This is a genomic window from Neobacillus camarae (assembly GCF_054950115.1).
This window is the reverse complement of the sequence record NZ_JBUCKX010000002.1, coordinates 1,056,523-1,076,055: the sequence shown is the minus strand read 5'-3', so window position 1 is coordinate 1,076,055 and position 19,533 is coordinate 1,056,523. Positions and strand designations below refer to the sequence as shown.

The following is a 19,533-nucleotide window of genomic DNA, read 5'->3' as shown; positions in this document are numbered from 1 at the left end:
CCTTATTTGGAATGAACTACACTGTCTACTTCTTGTCAAACAGGCTATAGACGATGGGTATGACAAACAAGGTAAGGAAGGTGCTGCTGACGAGGCCGCCGATCACTGTAATGGCCATCGGCTGGTTGATTTCCGTGCCTTCCCCGATCCCCAACGCCAGCGGAATTAATCCAAGGATCGTCGTCAACGCGGTCATTAAAATCGGCCTTGTCCGATCCTTCACCGACACGACGATGGCTTCTGCCTTATCCATACCGGCTGCCTTCTTTTGATTCATGTAGTCAACGATTACGATTGCATTGTTAACCACAATGCCCGCCAGGACAATTCCCCCAATGATGACGGTTAGACTGATTGGCGTGTGCGTGATGGTTAATGCTGCGGCCACGCCAATCACCATCAAAGGAACGGTAAACATGATGACAAATGGGTATTTTAATGATTCAAACTGGGCCGCCATTACCAGATAAATAAACACGATGGCAAGGATAAAAGCGAAAATTAAGTCGTCCAATGAAGATTGCAGCAGTTCCCGTTCCCCGCTAAACACCACTTCCGTCTCAGCAGGCAAGTTCAATTTGGCAAGTTCCTGATCCACCCGTTTTCCCATTTCACCCAAATTGGTGGTGGTTTTGTATTTCAATGTGAATTGGACGGCATCCTGCTGGTTCATTCTCCTGATAGCAGCCGGTCCGCTTTTTCGCTCTATATGGGTTACCTCCCCCAGCGTCACATAGCTGCCATCTGGCTTTTTCATGAGCAGCCCCTTTAGCCCGTCCAAATCCTTTGTGATTTCGCGGTCATACTCGACAAAAACACTATAGATTTCCCCATTCCCTGTTACTATCCGGGTGGCTCTGGTCCCCTGGGTGACATCATTAACCATCATGGCGATTTGCGCGGGGGCCAATCCATTCATCAAGGCCTTGTCCCGGTCAACCGTTATTTGGACCTCGTCCACTTTTTCCATCAAGTCGGTCGATAATTCATTCACCTGATTAAGCCCTTTTAAGCGATCATAAATCTTATCGACAGACTGTTTTAACCGCTGTTTATCCGTATCCCGCACACTAAATGTAAGGGTATTGGGGTGTGTTCCGCTTGTGGATTGCAGGTTAAAGGAAAGCTCCGCCGTCTTATTGGCCTGCCTGGCGGCTTTTTTCAATTCTTCCTTCACATCGTCCACAAAGGCAAAGGTCGTGCGGCCCCTGCCGTTCAGGTCTTTCATTTTCACGTAAAGTTCGGCAACATTTGCTTTGGTCGTGCCCCTGAAACTCTCCTCTTGCGTGGTACCAATCAGGCTTACATAGGTATCCACCTCCGCTTCATCCTTCAGCCGGTTTTCAAGCGCAGTCATGACTTTCTCCGTTTCCGTAAGAGCAGCCCCATTTTCCAGGTCTACCACAACGCTAAAAAATCCTTCATCCGTGTTGGGTAAAAAAGCCGTCCCCACCTTTGTTAATCCAAAGCAGCTGACGACTAGTAAAATGACGGTCAAAAGTAACACCAAAGCCCGGTGGCTGAGCGCCCAACGGACTGATTTTTCCAGACGCTTCTGCCAGCTATTTTTCTGCCGCCTGTTTTCCCGGATGTGGATTGGTTTTTTTATCAAACGGCTTGCCAGCATCGGGACGACCGTCAGTGCCACAAATAAGGAAGCCAATAAGCTAAAGGAGATGGTCAAGGCAAATTCGGTAAACAGTTCCCCGATAATTCCTGTGATAAAGACCACCGGTAAAAAAACCACCACCGTGGTGAACGTGGAAGCGGTAATGGCAGCCCCCACTTCTTTGGTCCCGTCGATGGCCGCTGACTGTGCGGTTTTTCCCATCGACAAGTGCCGGTAAATGTTCTCGATGACAACAATCGAGTTATCAACCAGCATCCCAATCCCAAGTGCCAGTCCGCCGAGGGTCATAATGTTTAAGGTAAACCCAGAAAAATACATCAGCACGAAGGTGACTATGACCGAATAAGGAATCGCGACGCCGATAATCAGCGGGCTGGTAATATTTTTTAAAAACAAGAATAGGATGGCCATGGCTAAAAGACCGCCAATCCACAGCGAATCGGAGATGCTGCCAATTGCCATCCGGATGTAATCCCCTTGGTCAAACAGGATTTCCGATTCAATGTCCTTGTATTTTTCCTTTTCCAAAAGTTCCTTTAGCCGCTTGGTGAATTCTTTGGAAACAGCTGCGGTATTGGCATCAGATTGCTGCAGGACACTCAACAGGACAGATGGTTTCCGGTTGGTTCGGGTAATCGTATGGTCGTCCGCCTTGGTTAATTCGATTTGGCTGATGTCGGCCAATAGGAGCGGCATCCCGTTCATGGGATTGATGCCGACCGTCAGCCCCTTTAGGGTTTCAATAGAATCAATCGTTGAAATGATTCGGGTGGTCAGCTCTTTTCCCTCTGTGACGATGGTATCGCCTGGAAGCGATATGTTATTGGCTTGGATGATGTGAACGACATCAGCTTGGCTGAGCCCGAACATTCGCAGCATTTCTTGGTCCAACTCAATCCGAACCTCCTTAACAGAAGTTCCGGAAAGATTTACGCTTGCCACCCCATCTACCTTGTTCAGCTCCAGCTTGAGTTGTTCCGCCAGTTGCCTTAAGGTTACTTCATTCCTGTTGGCTTGGAGCGATAGCTGGAGGATTGGAAATTGCGATGGGTCAAATTTTAAAAACCTTGGCTTCCCGACGTCATCAGGCAACATCGTCATGTCGAGCCTTTGAAGGACTTCATCCTGCACATCCTCCATGTCGGTTGCCCAAGAGAACTGCAAAATGATGAGATTGGCACCTTCCTGTGACGTGGATGTCATGGTTTTGATGCCAGGCAGGGTGGCCAAACTGCTTTCTAACGGTTTGGTCACCTTCTCCAAAATCTCTTTGGGGCTGGCTCCCGGATAGGTGGTGACGATTACCCCGACTGGCGGGCTGATTTCAGGGATCAACTTCATCGGGATATTGAATAAGGAAACCGCTCCTAAGATGACGGCAAGAAGCATTGTAACCAAAGTAAACACTGGCCGTTTAATGAAAAAATGACTGATATGGATGGGAATAACCCCCTATTGGCAATCACGCAAATTTGTTATGTAAAAATCTTACATATTACTATATAAAACATAGCAATCAGAAACAAGCTGACGACAGGGGTCATGAATGGACGCAAAAGGGATAAACTAAATTTACCTATTGAAATATTACTATCAAACGAATATTATAGTTAAGTTGATATTATATCGTTCGTGTTTTGGAGGAACTTCTATGTTTAAATTGCAAGAGAACCAAACCAGCATCAAAACAGAAGTGATGGCTGGTATTACAACCTTTTTTACCATGGTTTATATTGTGGTCGTCAACCCTGTGATTCTATCCGGTGCAGGGGTGCCATTTCAGCAAGTGTTCACCGCTACGATTATCGCATCCGTCGTCGGTACCCTGTGGATGGCCTTGTTTGCCAATTATCCAATTGCCATTGCGCCAGGGATGGGCCTCAATGCGTACTTTGCCTACTCCGTTGTCGGCGCCCACCAAGGGATTAGCTATCAAACGGCTTTTGCTGCTGTTTTTGTAGCCGGCATTATATTTGTGATTTTGTCATTAACGCCACTTAGGGAAAAATTAATTGAAGCCATTCCGGAGAATTTAAAATATGGGATTACGGCAGGAATTGGTCTATTTATCGCTTTTATCAGTTTGCGCTTAACGAAAATTATTGTCGCGGACCCAAGCAATTTGGTGAAACTGGGCAACCTTCATGAGAAATCTGTCGTGTTAACACTGATTGGACTGGCCATCACTCTTATTTTGATGTCGCTTAGGGTCAACGGGGCATTATTTTTTGGCATGATCATTACGGGAATTATTGCCTTTTTCACGGGGCAAATTCACTTTAAAGAAGGATTTGTCGCATTGCCATCCTTTCCTGAGGGTCTAATGATTTCCAATCCGCTGACCGCTTTTACAGATGTTATCCATTACAGTCTGTACGCCGTTGTATTCTCGTTCATTCTGGTAACGATTTTTGATACGACTGGAACGATGGTCGGCGTAGCCAATCAAGCAGGGTTAATGAAGGGGGACAAACTGCCGCGAGCCCGTCATGCACTGCTCTCTGATTCGATTGCAACCGCTGTTGGCGCGATTTTTGGTACCAGCCCGACCACGGCCTTTATTGAGTCGACATCCGGGGTCGCTGCAGGCGGCCGGACCGGGCTGACATCATTGACGGTTGCCATTTTGTTTATCCTATCGGCCTTTTTTGGACCGCTGGTTAGTGCGGTTTCCGGCATTTCCGCCATTACGGCACCGGCGCTGATTATTGTCGGCAGCTTGATGATGGGCAGCATTGCGAAAATCCGCTGGAATGAGCTTGATGAAGCGTTTCCTGCATTCTTGACGATTTTGAGTATGCCGCTTACTTCCAGTATTTCCACTGGAATTGCGCTCGGTTTTATCAGCTTCCCACTTTTAAAAGCAGCCAAGGGAAAATGGCGTGAAGTCCATCCGCTGGTTTGGGTGTTTGCAGTGCTATTCTTTATTCAATTAGCGTTTTTACAATAAAAATAAATGAAGCCAGGCATTTGCCCTGGCTTCATTTTTTATTAGTATTTCCATTTTTTCATTTTTGGGCAACTAGGCTTAGTACCGTTGGTTTTGATGCCAGTTCCAAGCGTCGGCGATAATCTTTTCCAGGTTACGTTCAGCTTTCCAGCCAAGTTCAGAAAAGATTTTATCGGATGAAGCGACCAGTCTTGCTGGGTCGCCGGCACGGCGGTCGGCCATTTCCACATTCGCTTGTTTGCCCGTTACTTTTTCGCAAGTTTCAATAACCTCTTTCACCGAGTAACCAAGGCCGTTTCCAAGATTGTAAACTTCGGCTGTTTTTTTGCCAGAGAGGAGCGCCTCAAGGGCAAGGATATGGGCGGAAGCCAAATCGGTGACATGAATATAATCACGGATACAGGTGCCGTCGTTCGTATCGTAATCCGAGCCAAACACCGAAATCTTTTCCCTCTGTCCTAACAGCTGCTGCAGGATAATTGGAATTAAATGGGTCTCAGGATTATGGCTTTCCCCCATCACGCCGGACTCATGTGCACCCGCTGCGTTAAAGTAGCGCAACACCACATAATGCAATCCGTAAGCATTTGAAAAATCAGCGAGGATTTGCTCAACCATGAGCTTGGAATGTCCGTACGGATTGATTGGCGCCGTTAGCGTCGATTCATTGATAATATCCACACTTGGAATTCCGTAGGTCGCGGCCGTTGATGAAAAAATAAAATTCTTCACCTTGAATTTCGTCATAACTTTTAATAGAGTTAACGTAGCAGCCACATTATTTTCATAATACTTTAACGGGTCTACTACTGACTCCCCAACAAGGCTGTTGGCGGCAAAGTGCATGACTGCTTTGATTGGATAACTTCTAAAGACCATATTGAGGTCATCCTCGTTCCCGAGATTACCTTTCACAAAAATCGCCCGCGGGTCGACGGATTCCCGATGGCCGGTAGACAAGTTGTCCAATACGACTACTTCTTCTTTTTCGACTAATTCCTTAACAAGATGGCTGCCAATGTAGCCGGCACCGCCGACAACTAGTATCATGCTTCATTTCCCCTTAGTTAAGATTCACTTTCCTACCGTATTATAACACTTTCGTAATCTGGCTGCTCGAATGATACTATTGTAAAAGATACCCACATACCAAATAAATGCAGTTTTTATCCCTAGTCCTGTTTTCCCAATAAAGTGGAATCGAAAGTCCTAGAACAAGTTGGGCGCCGAATGAATAACATGACAAGGACCTGCCAATACCACCTTTCCCTTGTTGCTGCCTGAAAATTAGAGTATGGAGGAGATGTAATGAAGATTTATTTAGATCCAGGTCATGGAGGCGCGGATCCGGGTGCCCAAGGTAATGGACTAAATGAAAAAGATATAACACTCGATATTGCCCTTCGTTTACAATCCATCTTAGTCAACAACTATGAAAATGTTCAAGTGAAAATGAGCCGCACGACCGATGCCACTGTAAGCTTAGCTCAACGGACCAACGACGCCAATGCATGGGGGGCTAATTTTTTCCTGTCGATTCACATCAATTCGGCCGGCAGTTCAGCCCGAGGTTATGAGGACTATATTTACATCGGGTTATCCGATTCGTCCCGGACCGCAAGTATCCAACAAATGATTCATGAAGAAGTCATCAGAGTAAACCAGCTTCCGGACCGTGGAAGAAGAAAAGCCAATTACCATGTACTAAGGGAATCTAAAATGGATGCGGTTTTGACGGAAAACGGATTTATCAGCAATTCCAGTGATGCTGCGCTCATGAGTCAGCCGGAATGGCGCCAAACCGTTGCCCAAGGACATGCCAATGGATTAGCCAGGGCGTTTAATCTCCAGCCAAAGGCTAATCCAGCACCAGCACCTGTTGCTCCGCCCGCGTCAAGCAGCCCACAGCAGACGGCGAATGCGCCCGCTGGGACCCTGTTTAAAGTGCTTGCAGGCTCATTCCGGTCAAGAGATAATGCCGACGAGCGGGTGGCCTCGCTTCATGCACGAGGAATTAATTCCTTTGTGGATACAACGGTCATCAACGGAGTGTCCTGGTACCGGGTGCAAACAGGTGCTTACGCTAATCGTGCGAATGCAGAAAATAAACTGACCGAACTCAGAAGCGCCGGTTTCCAGGATGCCTTTATCGTTGCCGATCGGGGAGATGCAAGCAATTCGGCTCCGGCAAACACGGCTGAGCCAACAGCACCTAGTTCTGAAACAGCCCCGCCTGCTGCGACTGAGCCTGAAACGCCGGCCGATCCTGTTCCCGAAACGCCAGTGACCATAACGCCTGATTCGGACCTGGCTGAGACACCAGTTGCAGGAACAGAATCCGGCAATAATGCACTGCCTGTCGATACCATTCTGGGCCCGACTCTGCTGTCCCCAATGCAGATGGACCAATTTGTCAAACAAATCAATCCGAGTGCGCCTGAATTAGGTAACCTTTATTTACAAATTGGCCAATATTACGGGATCAGAGGCGACGTTGCTTTTGCGCAAGCCATGCACGAGACGGACTTTTTCCGGTTTACTGGAGCGGTGCAGCCGGGACAAAACAATTTTGCCGGGATTGGGGCGACTGGGGGCAGCAATCCGGGAGCAATCTTTGCCTCATCGGAAGAGGGAGTCATTGCCCATATGCAGCATTTGTATGCATACACCACAACGAACCCGCTGCCAAACCAATATCCGCTTGTTGACCCCCGCTTCCATTTAGTCTCCCGCGGCTCCGCGCCAACTTGGACCGGCTTAAATGGAAAATGGGCTGTTCCTGGTGCCAGCTACGGACAATCCGTTTTGAACCTTTATGGAAGAATGCTTGAGTCAGCGGTCGGTACTATGCAGGCGGTACGAAGCAGTATCACAAGTTAAAATCTTTGAAGACTAGGAACCCTTGGAAAGCAAGGGTTTTCTTTTTTTTCAATCCCCCTGTCTGATTCACCTGTTATTTTATAAATAATAATTGGGGACAAGCCATATCGGTCATAGGCCCGTACCAATTTTTACTTTTTCAATAAAATAACTAAGTAAGGAGGTGATGGTAATGAAACTTTATTTAGATCCGGGACACGGAGGAAATGATCCCGGTGCGCAGGGGAATGGCTTGAATGAAAAAGATGTGTCAGTGGATATTGCGCTAAGAATTCGGACAATCCTTCTAAATAACTATGAGAATATTGAAGTGATGATGAGCCGAATTGGTGATGCAACAAAAAGTCTAAGTCAGCGGACCATTGAAGCCAACGCCTGGGGAGCGCAACTTTTTTTGTCTGTCCATATCAACTCCGGGCCAAGCTCTGCCCAAGGTTATGAGGACTATATTTACAGCGGCCTGTCGGACTCTTCCACAACCTCAAAATATCGGGCTATCATTCATGAAGAAGTGGGCAAATTGAATCAACTGGCCGATCGCGGGAGAAAAAAGGCCAATTTTCATGTGCTCCGTGAATCCTCCATGCCGGCAGTTTTAACGGAAAACGGGTTTATCAGCAATGCCCACGACAGCACCCTGATGAAACAGGCATCATGGCGGGAAAATGCAGCCCAAGGCCATGTCAATGGGTTGGCCAGGGCATTCGGCCTCACTCGCAAAGCAGCCCCATTTCCAGCGTCAAATCCCGCCCCTGCCCCTGTCCCTGGAGCAGGTATACTTTACAAAGTCATCGCCGGGTCGTTTACATCCAAAGAAAATGCTAACAATCCTGCCGCTTCCCTGATTTCACAGGGCTTTGAGGCCTATGTCAAACCAATTGTGATAACGGGGACAACCTGGTACCGGGTTCAGGCCGGTGCATTTGAAAACCGGGAAAATGCCCAGGCTCTCTTGGACCAAATCAGACAGGCCGGGTATTCTGATGCCTTCCTGACCGAATAATGGATGATATTGTAGATTCTAAAGGTCCTGGTAACAAATAAGTTTTCCCAACCATACTTGAATAGTATCTTACAGGAAAAAAAGATGGCTGAACTTAAGAACTTGGGTCCGCCGGTTTAGGGAAAGACCTCTTCTTAAAGTCAGCCAACTTTATGTATTTTTAAGCATCTATCGCTTTTAATCTTTGCTCTGATCAAAAAATTGTCTTACCATATCAATGGAAAGTCCCAGTTCTTTTGCTTCTAAAATAAGTGCTACCCATTCCTCATCCAATACTTGCGTTTCCACATCAGTAATCACCATTGTCTCACCCCTATAACACTATCGATTGTCCATCTGGGTTGCTTATGCTCCTTTCCTTTAAACCCATTCATTATCGCTTTATATAAATACTAATGAAGCATGACCTATATACTATGTTATTTCATTTCATTAGGACTGTTTTCTTAATGAATCATGATGTCATTATTATATATAGTGCTTTTACATTACGGTGTTATAATTTGTCGTCATTCCAAAATTTTCCCAACCTTTTTTCATACAAATTATAACAATATTATATAAAATATTTACCAAATATTGGATCAACAATCTTGTTTTGACATATAGACTAACAAATTAGATTTACTCCGATATACATTGTCCTACTCTTAAAAATCGCATTTTTAGGTATGTTTTCTCGTGACAGCCATCGAAAATCCATTTACAATCAACAATAGAATATATTTAACCCAAAGGAGAAAAACGGATGAAATTAACCAATCAGGAAATTGAGATTTTAAAAATATTGGAGGAAAATCATAGAATTTCTGTAGAAACGATCGCTTTAATGGCAATGTGCAGCGAGGAAACGGTCCGGGAAACGATTAAGAAGCTGGAAGACGGAAAAATTATTATGAGTTACCCGACCTTGATTAACTGGAGCAAGGTGGAGGGGCAAGAAAACGTCGTCGCTATGATTGAAGTCAAGGTGACCCCAAAACGGGGAGTGGGGTTTGACGAGGTGGCCGAACGGATTTCCCGCTTTCCTGAAGTATCGTCCCTGTACTTAATGTCCGGCGCCTATGATTTATCGATAACGATAGAAGGCAATACGATGCAGGAAGTAGCGGCTTTTGTCTCGGAAAAATTATCACCGATTGAAAATGTGGTATCGACCACTACTCATTTCATGCTAAAAAAATACAAGCACGATGGCGTGTTATTTGATGATGGCGGAGACAAAGACCGGCGAATGGTGGTAACCCCATGAGACAGGAATATTCCTATTATTTATCGGAGACTGTAAAGGATTTGCAGCCATCCGGGATTCGTAAATTTTTCGATCTGGCATCCAGCATGGAAGGCGTGATTTCACTAGGGGTTGGTGAACCAGATTTTGTAACCCCGTGGAATGTTCGGGAAGCGGCTATTTTATCATTGGAACAGGGGTTTACCTCTTATACGGCCAACCCTGGCCTTTTGGAGCTGCGGGAGGAGATCGCTAAATATTTGAGCACACGGTTTTTTGTCCAGTATAATCCGGCCAACCAAATTATCGTAACGATTGGGGCCAGTCAGGGATTGGATTTGGCGTTCCGTACCATTTTGAGCCCAGGAGACGAAGTCTTGATTGTCGAGCCGGCTTTTGTCGCCTATGCCCCTTTGGTCAGCATAGCGGGAGGGAAACCGGTGGCGATTTCAACATCGCCGGAAAATGGATTTAAGGTGACCCCTGAACAGCTCGAACAAAAAATTACTGATAGAACCAAAGCAATCTTAATCAGTTCGCCCAACAATCCTACAGGAAGTATGTTAAACAAGCAGGAATTGGAGAAAATCGCCGAGATTGTTGAAAAATATGATTTGCTTGTCGTTTCCGATGAAATTTATGCTGAATTAAATTATGAGGATGAACCCTACACAAGTTTCGCTTCCATTGACGGGATGTATGATCGGACGATCTTGCTTAATGGTTTTTCCAAGGGCTTTGCGATGACAGGCTGGCGATTGGGTTTTCTCGCGGCACCCAAGGAATTGGTGGAGGTCATGTTAAAAGTCTATCAATATACTACCATGTGCGCCCCTCATATGCTCCAGCACGGCGCCATTGAAGCGCTTCGCAACGGCTATCACGAAGTGGAGGCGATGAGGGCAAGCTATCGCCGCAGGCGGAATTTCATGGTGCAGATGTTAAACCAAATTGGACTGTCGTGCCATAATCCAGGCGGAGCTTTTTATGTGTTTCCTTCCATTCAATCGACCGGACTTACGTCGGAACAATTTGCTGAGGAGCTGCTTCGCGAAGAAAAGGTGGCGGTCGTTCCCGGCCATGTTTTCGGGGAGAGCGGGGAAGGATATATCCGTTGTTCTTATGCAACCTCCATGCCCCAGCTGCAGGAGGCTCTGAAACGAATGCAACGGTTTATCCAGGCAAGAAATTTGGTATAGTTTTATTAATGCACCTTATTATTAGGCCAGTGAGGTCTTTGTTTAGAGAGGATTGGTCGCTGATGATGGTATGCACTTCAGTGACCGATATCTCTCTTTTTCCTATTTCTCGGGCGCTGAACGGCTTTCTCAATGACCGTGCCCCCTCTGTCTCATTTGTCCTAAGCACGGACAGGCACTTGCAGACTTTATCCAGTTATGTAAGAGAGGATAGGGCAGCTGCCTTATCCTCCTCAAATAGTCTGTTCTTTTTCTTTTCCCCTTAATGCCAATACCCATGATGGTGGTGGTGATATGGAAAATGGTGATGGTGGTGATAATACGGGTAACCATAGCCACCGTAACCGCCATATCCTCCATGTCCATAGCCACCTAGAGAATAGCCATACCCGCCAAAGCCACCAGGGTAACCGTGTCCACCCAGATAACCCATTCCACCTCCGAAAAATGGAAACATTTTCAACACCCACTTTCCCAGATTTCCCTTACACTCTAGACATATGTAACAGGCGGAATTATGGAGCATTTCTAATTGAAAAATGGGCAGGTTTTCGTGGTCAAGAGCCCTAAGAACAAAAAAACCGAAGGAAAATCCTTCGGTTTTTACAAACTAATTATTGAATAGCTTGGACTCCTGCTTCTGTTTCAACTTCGTCCCCAGCTTCTTCTGTTACAGTTGTGGTTTCTTCGTCAGTTACCACGGTTCCAGCAAGGACAGCAGAGTTTTCTGCAGCCTGTTCTTTTGCTATACTGCTTGCATTTAGGCTTGCTTGTGCCGCTGCTTTATTTTCTTGAGATGGGCTTACCGCTTCTTCTTCCGTTACATCTGTCGATTCTTCAGTCACTTCAGCAAATTCTCCTGTTGCCTCATCTTCTACTACAACGTTAGAAGACTCTAGTGCATCTTCAATAGCTGTTACTTCCGTTTGTTCAGAAGTATTTTCTGTCTTTTCATCAGCAGCAGCTTGGTTTTCATCCTCTACTTCAACAGCTGTTTCCTCAACTGGGGTTTCAGCAGTTACTGCTTCAGTTGATTCTTCAGCAGTTTCCTCATCCGTTACAACTGCTTCCCCTTGTACAGGCTCTTCAGAGACTGTTTCTTCAGCAGTCACACTGCCGGCAAAAATCGCTGAGTTTTCATTGGCATGTGCCTTAGCGGTTTCACTTGCGTGAGCAGCCGCTTGGGAGTGTGCCTTGTTTGCTGCAGACGGATTTACTTTTTCGGCAACAGCATCTTCTTCAGCAGCAACTTGGTTTTCATCTTCTACTTCAACAGCTGTTTCCTCAACTGGGGTTTCAGCAGTTACTGCTTCAGTTGATTCTTCAGCAGTTTCCTCATCCGTTACAACTGCTTCCTCTTGTACAGGCTCTTCAGAGACTGTTTCTTCAGCAGTTATACTGCCGGCAAAAATCGCTGAGTTTGCATTGGCATGTGCCTTAGCGGTTTCACTTGCGTGAGCAGCCGCTTGGGAGTGAGCTTTGTTAGCCGCAGATGGATTTACCTTTTCGGCATCATCTGATTCTTCTTCTACAGCCTCATGTTCGTCATCTTTATTAGTTTTGACAACAACTTGAATGTCATAGTTCTTGGAAGAATCTTCGTCCTTGTCAGCATCTTGATCTTCATCTTCTTGTTTAACGGTTTCAACTTCAGTAGCTGGTTGATCTTCGTCAACCTTTGCCTCTGTAGTTACAGCCTCATCTTCCTCCGCTACAGCCGGTTCCTGCGTTTCTGGTGCAGGTGCTGTCTCTGGTGCTTCAGATACCACTTCCGGCTCTTGAGGCTCAGCCACTACATTTGGTTCAGGGTTAACGGTTTCTTCAACTGCAGGCTCAGAAACAGGTGTTTCTTCTGTGGCAGTTTTTTCACCTTTGCCCTGAACAGCCGAATTAGGTGCGGCATGAAGTTTTGCCGTTTCGCTGGCATGTACACTGGCCTGCGATTTGCTAGCCTTCTCTTCATTAGCCTGAGCATTCCCGTTACCGTTTGTAATCTGTTGAGCATTTACAGTTGGCTTGACTGAAGCAGGTGCCTGGGCCTTTACTGCATTTCCAGCTTGAACGGCATGGCCGGCATTTCCTTGATTCGGACCTGCCGCCTCCGTTAGTTGGCCGCCGGCGAGAATTCCTACTGTCAATGCTCCAGCTAATGCAAAAGATTTTACAACCATATTTGGATTAAGATAATGTTTCATTTTTATTCGCTCCTTTTAAATGTGTTCCGTGTCTTACCTGCGGGAAACGTTATTTAAGTAGGAGCTCTATTGCGGCGGAGGCGATGGCGGAGCATTTACCCATTGGTTTGTTAACCACTCCTGCCGAGAATAATAGAAAAGAAAAAGTTCAGTTTCATACTGTCGATCCCATTCAAACCACTTATCTACCAGACTGTGAATACCAGTGTTGCCGCTGACTCGTTCATTAGGGGAACTTCCAGCAGCGTTGGTCCGCTGATTTGAATTCGTTGCCTGATCATCATTTGGCAGCTTGCCGCTATCAGCAGGACGTCTCTCATCGTTCAACGGTTGTGGAGACTGCGTTTCACCCTGTGCAGCCACCTTAGGTTCCACATGAATAGGTGCTCCCCCCGCAGATTTTGAACGTACAGGAGTTTTCTCGGTCTCACCTTTAGGCGGGGACAGATTACTGTCAAGGTCAGCGCCCATTTGCTGATCTTCCTCCACTATTCCCCCATCCTTCACGGCAGCATTGGAAGTCTCGGTTGTTGCTTTCTCCCCCTGGCCATTATTGGACTGTGCATGCTCATTCGCCTGCACTGGCAGTTGCTTCTTATCTTCTTTAGAAGCACTATTAGATGAAGCGGCTTGTGAAGGCAGCAGTTTTGCTGCTTGATTACTTGGGCTTCCCTTTTCAGCGGCTGCCGCTGGCAATTCTTTCGTTTTTGCACTTTCTGCTTTCAGAGGGGTGCCTGCTTGCGATGAAGCTTGATTCACATTACTCGAGTTCCCCTGCTTTTCCACTGCTTGGGATACTGCCTGAGGCTGATTCACGTTGTTTTTCTCGGCAAAGGCATTGTCAGGTAAAAGGAAGGCTGCTCCAGCCATCAAACCTAGTATTAAAAATTGGCGGAACTGCAAAAATTTCACCTCCCCTCATGTTGGAGTTCTCGGAAAATGATTCGGGGTGTTTATACAGTTTTCGACCGTTTTCTAAACCTTCCAATGAAAATCCTTCTTTTCTCCTATGGATGTCCGCTACTAACTTCCTCTTTTCTTGAATGTAATCAATAGTTTCAGGGAAACATACAAATCTATCAACCCTATATTGGTTATTTCTGTCGATAGTTTTTCTACTGTATATGCCAGTCTTCCCCTATTTCTGCAAAGAGAATTTGATATTGTTTAGGAAAAGGACCATTAAGCTCCAAGACCTTCTAATACGTTGCTGGCATTATCATCGACAGGGATAACGTAAAAAGTTTCACTTACAAACTGTTAAGGAGTGGTTTGGATGGAAGAGCGGGGAAATTTGTTAGTTGGCCTATTATGGGGGACGTCATTAAGCATTCCGTTGTGGATCGCCTTATTTGGCTGGATTAAATTGATTGTTTTTTTGATTCGGTAAGATTTCCCCTTCGGAACGGCCACTGTATTCAACTTCACTTCAAGTTGAAATAAACGACTCATTCCTTGGACACACTATCGTGCTTTACATACCTTCCTTCAAACTGGTGGATACTTTTCCCTTTCAATAAGTGAATGACAACAAATATTATTGCAGTATATAATTAAATAGCATTATCAATGTGAAAAAACTTTTAAATCGCCAAAACATAGCATCAAGAAAAAGGAGAAAATTTCATGTCTAAAGATATCTGGCTTACACCTGAAGAAGTTCTTCAGCGAAAGCAAAGAAAAAAACTTTTTACAATGGGTTTTATCTTCCTTGGAACTGTAATTATCAGCGCTCTATTAACAATTATCGCCAACCATCTATAAATAACCTTTTGTCTTGGTCCCTCGGGAATTTTATATTTCCCGAGGGTTTTATTTATATTTTAATATAATTTCTGTTTGCCCTTTATATCAATATGTTTCGAATGAGGAACCCACAATAACCCGATACCAAATGCCAAGACAATCCCCACAAGATCAAATCCTATATCAAAGACTCTCCCGTCTCTTGTAAAAAATAATTGAAGGACCTCTGTAAAAGCCGCATAACTTGTTGCAACAATAAAGATAAGGAATTTAGACAGTATTTTTCTTTGCAGCAGCAAGGTAAACACTAAGAAAGCCAAGATATGCCCCACTTTTTGCCTGAGAAAACCGTTGGTTAACCTATGAGGCATTGATTCGAATAAATCAGCCAATTGAGGATGAGTTTCCCATTGAAATCTAACTTCACCAATTGTTATCAATTCCGAAAAGCTGGCTGTACAGGTCAACACGAAAATGAGAAGCATCCAAAGGAATATGGCTATATTTTTCATAAATGATTCCCCCTTTCCTTTTACCATCTTTGTCCAGAAATATTCGAAGTATACTTTGTTATGATCTTAGGCTTTGACTGGCGAATTGGGACGATTTATTGGTTTATTTAGAATTTAATAGAATAATTTCCCGTTTTATGTTATATTTTTAATAAAATTGTAATATAAAAGGAATGATTTACTAATGGCACTTAATATTGTAAAAAAAGGGGCAATTGTTGCCGCACTTGGGGTTTCGCTTTCGGTTTTCAGTCCGGTTGCATTGGACCAAGCAAAAGCGGCAAGCACTACTGAGTATGCCCAGGAACTAGTGACTTCTTTGAAAGCATTAGGCGTAAGCCAAGTCGATTACTTATATGCTTATCTGCAATCTGTGGACTTAACTCAGCAGGAATTCAATGATATTTTGAAAAATTCGGATGCAGCCGCAAAACTATTAAAAAGCGCCACTGCTTCACCCGATAGCCTAACAGATGCGCAACGCACTAATTTAGCTAACTTGTTTTTAGATAGTGCGCAAAAGGCTCACTTGCAGGTGGCTTTTGTAGATAAAAGCGGCAAAGCTTTTGATTTATCAAGCCTTAGCATAGATAATGCTAAAAATTTAGTCATCCAAATTAAAGACCTTAAAGGGAATGTTTTAGCAACAGTTGACCCTAAAAAATCCGATTTCACTGCTGCTGCCTTTGATGCCAAATTGGATGCGTTGAAGGATGCCGTTAAAGCCAAAAAAGAGCTTGAGAAATCGGGCAGCTTTGTGCCAATGCCAAGTTCGACATTACCCAAAACAGCTTCTGACCTTCCATTGGGAATGGCAGTTGGCGGCTTGCTAGTGGTTCTAGGCGGACTGGCTTTGGTTCCGGCTATGAGAACGGTTCGAAGAATGGAGAATCAAGCTTAATCTAATGGAACGAAAGCGCAAAAAGAGAAGAAAACGGAATAAGTGGAAATGGGTTTTGCTCGGCATACCGACCTTCCTGATTGTTGTTGGGATCGCTGTTATTGCGATATTCGGCTGGGAAATGACCAAACAAACGACCCTTTTAGCCAAAACCGTCATTGCTCCCTATAAGCCCGACCAGACTGAACGGAAATTTGACACGGAAGCATGGACGACTTTGCCATCTCCTGGAGAAAAACTGGGTGATTTATCGATTGCCTCGCTTGGTCTGTCCTATCCGGTCGTGCAGGGTACTCATGACAATGAGCTTAAAATGGGGGTTGGCCACATGGCTGGCAGCGCCCTGCCAGGTCAAGGCGGTCATGTTCTCTTAAGTGGGCACCGTGATACGGTCTTCAGGAAATTAGAAGATTTAAAGCTCGGTGATGAAATTACCTTCTCTACCCCTTATGGTGATTTCGTTTATGAAGCCACTGAAACCAAAATCGTCGATGCCAACGATGAAACCGTAGCTGTCCCGACTGATTACGAAACACTTACCCTGACCACATGCTACCCATTCAACTATATCGGAAGCGCACCGCAGCGGTTTATCGTCTACACAAATCTAAAAAGCAACCCGCTTGCAAAAGCAAACTAACCCAAATCCACTCACAAACCGCAGCCCCCACAAAAGGCTGCGGTTTTTTGCGGGGCCAGTCCCCCTCGTCACAGTAACGCTTTACTGCGCTGGGGGACAGGCCCCCATCCTGGTAACGCGTTGGTGCATTGGGGGATTGGCCTCGGTTTTCCTGGTAAGTATTTGAATATTTTGTTAAAGTAGAGGTAGCTGAAGATAGCTGTCAGGGGGGAAATTGTGAAGAAGATATTGCTGATTACGGCTATTGTTTTGGTGGTTTTGGCGGGTGGAAGTTTTGGGGTTTATAAGGTGATGGATCATGCTGCTGAGTATGACGCAAAGCAGGAGACCACAAAAGCTGATACGGCTCCGGTTGAGGATGCCACGAAGAGGCAGGAAGAAATAGAGAAACAGCAAACAGCTAAGATTGGCGGGGTACAATATGATATTGGGCTTGATCAGACTAGCTCCCAGAAGGCCGTCATTGAGGTCATGCATAAAATGACCCACCAAAAAGTGAAGGCAGAGGACAAATGGGGCGCCATCCCGATGATTCCCGATACCATTAACCAGGTTTATGAAATTGTCAACAACAGCCAATTTGAGTTAAAAAATGATATGCTGGAAATCCTTGATAAATGGAAAAACAGTAATTTTGCCAGTATTGATACTGACCACAATTATTTTTGGAATTACCAGGATGGTACAGTCGGCAGGGCCTATGGAATCATGAGCCCATCAGAGGAAAAAACGTTTGTGATGAATAATTTTGGACAAGAATATTTGGCCGACATGGGCCTTCAATAATGTGATTTTGACCAACAAATCCGGCATCTTCTGTAAGAGATGCCGGATTTATCTTTCTACTTCTCCTTTTCATGAAAGCTCCAATCCCACTCATGGCCGGCCTCAATCATTTGAACTTACGGAGTTCCTAGCCATAAATTCCAGCGTCGTGGCCATTCCCTGTTTATAAGGGGTGCGAGGCAGCGGCCCAATCGCTTTTTCATATTTGCCGCCATCCAATACCACCGGTTCCTCATTCAAGTAAAACATCTCGACCACTTCCCGCATCCCCACATTGAACAAACCAAGGAACCGGATCATATTTTTGCCGATGATAGATACCTTTTTATCGAAGCCGCTAACTTCCCGAAGCGTTGCGATTAAATCCTCACCCGTAATCACCCCTGCACTGGGAATATTCCAAACCTGGCCATAGGCTTCTTCATGTAAGGCCAAATTAACCAGCGCTTTGGCCGCATCTGGTGTATAGATGAACTCTTTGGCTATTTTAGGGTCCCCGACGTATCCCGCTTTCTTATTATCCACGACGCTCTTCAGTGTATAATGGAGCAAAGTGTTTTCCGCATTGGGCCCGTAAAAGTCAGGAAAATGGGCAAGAATGAACGGGATTCCTGATTCCTTTACCATGGTTTCCACTTGAAGGCGGATTTTGCCCTTCTTGGTATGCGGACTTTTCGGCGTCGTTTCCTCCACTCTATTCCCCGCTCTGCCATAAGCATAGATATTATCCACCATCGCCAGCTTTAGCGATTTTTCTTTTGCTACAGTCAATATATTTGAAACCAACTTCTGCAGGCTCGCTTCCCACTGCTCATAGGGAATGTTTGCCGCATGAAAGATAACATCCACTCCAGTTGCGGCTTCCCGTAAATCATCTAGCTGAAAAAGATTTCCTGCAAAGATGGAAACATTTGAATCCGCCGCAAACAATTGTTCCAGCCTGGATTTCGTTCTGGCAAAGGCCGTCACTTGAACCCCTCTCGACGATAACTCCTTTACAATTGAATACCCAATCCCGCCTGAAGCCCCTAAAACCAATGCTTTTTCCATGAATATTTCTCCCCTTCCCGGTTCATTTGACCACTGGTCAGTTAACCGCAAAAATAATTAGTGAATGGATTTTAATAAAAAATCAGCATGCGCCTCCGCAAGGGACCTGACCTCTTCATAGCCATTCACATATTGGCAATAATGAGTCACAAACCCGTGCAGGGACAAAAATAACAACCAAATTTCCTGGACCTTTAGTTGCTTGCCGCTCAAACGAGCCACACTTTGGGCAAAGTTTTCGTAGCTTTTGTTTGGGCCCTGGTTTAATAAATTTCTAACTTCTTCATCTTTGGTTAAAAACATGATTTCATAGTGGCTCTGGTGATTAAGGCCAAATTCAATGTAAGCGACCAAAACCCGTTTCAGCTTTTCCATGTTATCCAAATCCATAAGAAGTACTTCTTGAAGCTTCTGGTCAAGCAAAGCAAAATGATCTTCCACTAACTCGTAAAAAAGTTCTGCCTTATTTTTAAAATGATAATAGATGGTTCCATGGCTGCAGTCGAGTTCTTTGGCAATCTGCCGCATGGAAACATGCTGATAGCCTCTCATCACGAATAAATTTCTTGCCGCATCCATAATCATTTGCCTTGTTAATTCTTGCTGGACTAGTTTACGCGGTGACATTTGCTGTATCCTCCTTGTTGACCACTGGTCAATTAAATAATACCTTACCCTTCATTTTTTGTAAAGTATTTCCATTTATGTTTTTTCTAGACCTTTGTCTTACACCGATAAAGCCAAACACCAAATAGTTCTTGCGCTGTATCTCCCTTAGTAGTAGTATAATTTTTGGCAGATTAATAGTAT

At 45.0% G+C, this 19,533-nt stretch carries 18 protein-coding genes; 9 read left to right on the top strand and 9 right to left on the bottom strand.

Annotated features, from left to right (window positions below; translation table 11 throughout):
- Window positions 1-25: 25 nt before the first annotated feature.
- Window positions 26-3,070: an efflux RND transporter permease subunit gene (locus tag ACY8D0_RS12775; RefSeq protein ID WP_462411355.1), complete on the bottom strand. Its 3,045-nt coding sequence runs from the start codon at window positions 3,068-3,070 to the stop codon at window positions 26-28.
- 211 nt (window positions 3,071-3,281) lie between these two features.
- On the opposite strand from ACY8D0_RS12775, the gene ACY8D0_RS12770 reads away from it, so the two are divergent.
- Window positions 3,282-4,580 (top strand): NCS2 family permease, encoded by a 1,299-nt coding sequence (locus ACY8D0_RS12770; protein ID WP_462410886.1) that lies wholly within the window; start codon window positions 3,282-3,284, stop codon window positions 4,578-4,580.
- A gap of 78 nt (window positions 4,581-4,658) precedes the next feature.
- On the opposite strand, the gene galE is transcribed toward ACY8D0_RS12770, so the two are convergent.
- Window positions 4,659-5,630, bottom strand: a complete 972-nt coding sequence (gene galE / locus ACY8D0_RS12765) for a UDP-glucose 4-epimerase GalE (protein ID WP_462410885.1) — start codon at window positions 5,628-5,630, stop codon at window positions 4,659-4,661.
- A gap of 258 nt (window positions 5,631-5,888) precedes the next feature.
- Here galE and ACY8D0_RS12760 point away from each other — a divergent pair, with 258 nt between their 5' ends.
- Together ACY8D0_RS12760 and ACY8D0_RS12755 are read left to right on the top strand one after the other, a co-directional pair.
- Window positions 5,889-7,460, top strand: a complete 1,572-nt coding sequence (locus ACY8D0_RS12760) for an N-acetylmuramoyl-L-alanine amidase (RefSeq protein ID WP_462410884.1) — start codon at window positions 5,889-5,891, stop codon at window positions 7,458-7,460.
- Between the two features lie 172 nt (window positions 7,461-7,632).
- A complete protein-coding gene (locus tag ACY8D0_RS12755) occupies window positions 7,633-8,463 on the top strand; it encodes an N-acetylmuramoyl-L-alanine amidase (protein ID WP_462410883.1) in 831 nt (276 codons plus the stop codon).
- 177 nt (window positions 8,464-8,640) lie between these two features.
- Here ACY8D0_RS12755 and ACY8D0_RS12750 read toward each other — a convergent pair whose 3' ends face one another.
- Window positions 8,641-8,766, bottom strand: coding sequence for an anti-repressor SinI family protein (locus ACY8D0_RS12750; protein ID WP_462410882.1), 126 nt, complete (start codon window positions 8,764-8,766; stop codon window positions 8,641-8,643).
- Between the two features lie 445 nt (window positions 8,767-9,211).
- Here ACY8D0_RS12750 and ACY8D0_RS12745 point away from each other — a divergent pair, with 445 nt between their 5' ends.
- Together ACY8D0_RS12745 and ACY8D0_RS12740 are read left to right on the top strand one after the other, a co-directional pair.
- Complete coding sequence (locus ACY8D0_RS12745; RefSeq protein WP_462410881.1) at window positions 9,212-9,715, top strand: Lrp/AsnC family transcriptional regulator; 504 nt, start codon at window positions 9,212-9,214, stop codon at window positions 9,713-9,715.
- Window positions 9,712-10,893, top strand: coding sequence for an aminotransferase (locus tag ACY8D0_RS12740; protein WP_462410880.1), 1,182 nt, complete (start codon window positions 9,712-9,714; stop codon window positions 10,891-10,893). Before ACY8D0_RS12745 ends, ACY8D0_RS12740 begins: the two co-directional genes overlap by 4 nt.
- 262 nt (window positions 10,894-11,155) lie before the next feature.
- Here ACY8D0_RS12740 and ACY8D0_RS12735 read toward each other — a convergent pair whose 3' ends face one another.
- The 3 genes from ACY8D0_RS12735 to ACY8D0_RS12725 form a co-directional block, all read right to left on the bottom strand.
- A complete protein-coding gene (locus tag ACY8D0_RS12735) occupies window positions 11,156-11,326 on the bottom strand; it encodes a hypothetical protein (RefSeq protein ID WP_462410879.1) in 171 nt (56 codons plus the stop codon).
- A gap of 181 nt (window positions 11,327-11,507) precedes the next feature.
- Window positions 11,508-13,088, bottom strand: a complete 1,581-nt coding sequence (locus ACY8D0_RS12730) for a prolipoprotein diacylglyceryl transferase (protein WP_462410878.1) — start codon at window positions 13,086-13,088, stop codon at window positions 11,508-11,510.
- A gap of 66 nt (window positions 13,089-13,154) precedes the next feature.
- Window positions 13,155-13,991: a hypothetical protein gene (locus ACY8D0_RS12725; protein ID WP_462410877.1), complete on the bottom strand. Its 837-nt coding sequence runs from the start codon at window positions 13,989-13,991 to the stop codon at window positions 13,155-13,157.
- A 723-nt stretch (window positions 13,992-14,714) separates the two neighbouring features.
- Between ACY8D0_RS12725 and ACY8D0_RS12720 the strand changes: the two genes are divergently transcribed.
- Complete coding sequence (locus tag ACY8D0_RS12720; protein WP_462410876.1) at window positions 14,715-14,852, top strand: hypothetical protein; 138 nt, start codon at window positions 14,715-14,717, stop codon at window positions 14,850-14,852.
- 59 nt (window positions 14,853-14,911) lie between these two features.
- Here ACY8D0_RS12720 and ACY8D0_RS12715 read toward each other — a convergent pair whose 3' ends face one another.
- A complete protein-coding gene (locus ACY8D0_RS12715) occupies window positions 14,912-15,346 on the bottom strand; it encodes a VanZ family protein (protein ID WP_462410875.1) in 435 nt (144 codons plus the stop codon).
- 184 nt (window positions 15,347-15,530) lie between these two features.
- On the opposite strand from ACY8D0_RS12715, the gene ACY8D0_RS12710 reads away from it, so the two are divergent.
- The 3 genes from ACY8D0_RS12710 (at window position 15,531) to ACY8D0_RS12700 (ending at window position 17,673) form a co-directional block, all read left to right on the top strand.
- On the top strand, window positions 15,531-16,247 hold the full coding sequence (locus ACY8D0_RS12710) for a cell wall anchor protein (RefSeq protein ID WP_462410874.1): 717 nt from the start codon (window positions 15,531-15,533) through the stop codon (window positions 16,245-16,247).
- A gap of 4 nt (window positions 16,248-16,251) precedes the next feature.
- Window positions 16,252-16,887, top strand: a complete 636-nt coding sequence (locus ACY8D0_RS12705; protein WP_462410873.1) for a class D sortase — start codon at window positions 16,252-16,254, stop codon at window positions 16,885-16,887.
- 216 nt (window positions 16,888-17,103) lie between these two features.
- The gene (locus ACY8D0_RS12700; RefSeq protein ID WP_462410872.1) at window positions 17,104-17,673 is read left to right on the top strand and encodes a DUF6241 domain-containing protein; all 570 of its coding nucleotides are present in this window, start codon (window positions 17,104-17,106) and stop codon (window positions 17,671-17,673) included.
- A gap of 102 nt (window positions 17,674-17,775) precedes the next feature.
- Here the strand turns inward: ACY8D0_RS12700 and ACY8D0_RS12695 are convergent, their stop codons facing one another.
- Both ACY8D0_RS12695 and ACY8D0_RS12690 read right to left on the bottom strand, forming a co-directional pair.
- On the bottom strand, window positions 17,776-18,723 hold the full coding sequence (locus ACY8D0_RS12695; protein ID WP_462410871.1) for an SDR family NAD(P)-dependent oxidoreductase: 948 nt from the start codon (window positions 18,721-18,723) through the stop codon (window positions 17,776-17,778).
- 57 nt (window positions 18,724-18,780) lie between these two features.
- Window positions 18,781-19,350, bottom strand: coding sequence for a TetR/AcrR family transcriptional regulator (locus tag ACY8D0_RS12690; RefSeq protein WP_462410870.1), 570 nt, complete (start codon window positions 19,348-19,350; stop codon window positions 18,781-18,783).
- Between the last annotated feature and the right edge of the window lie 183 nt (window positions 19,351-19,533).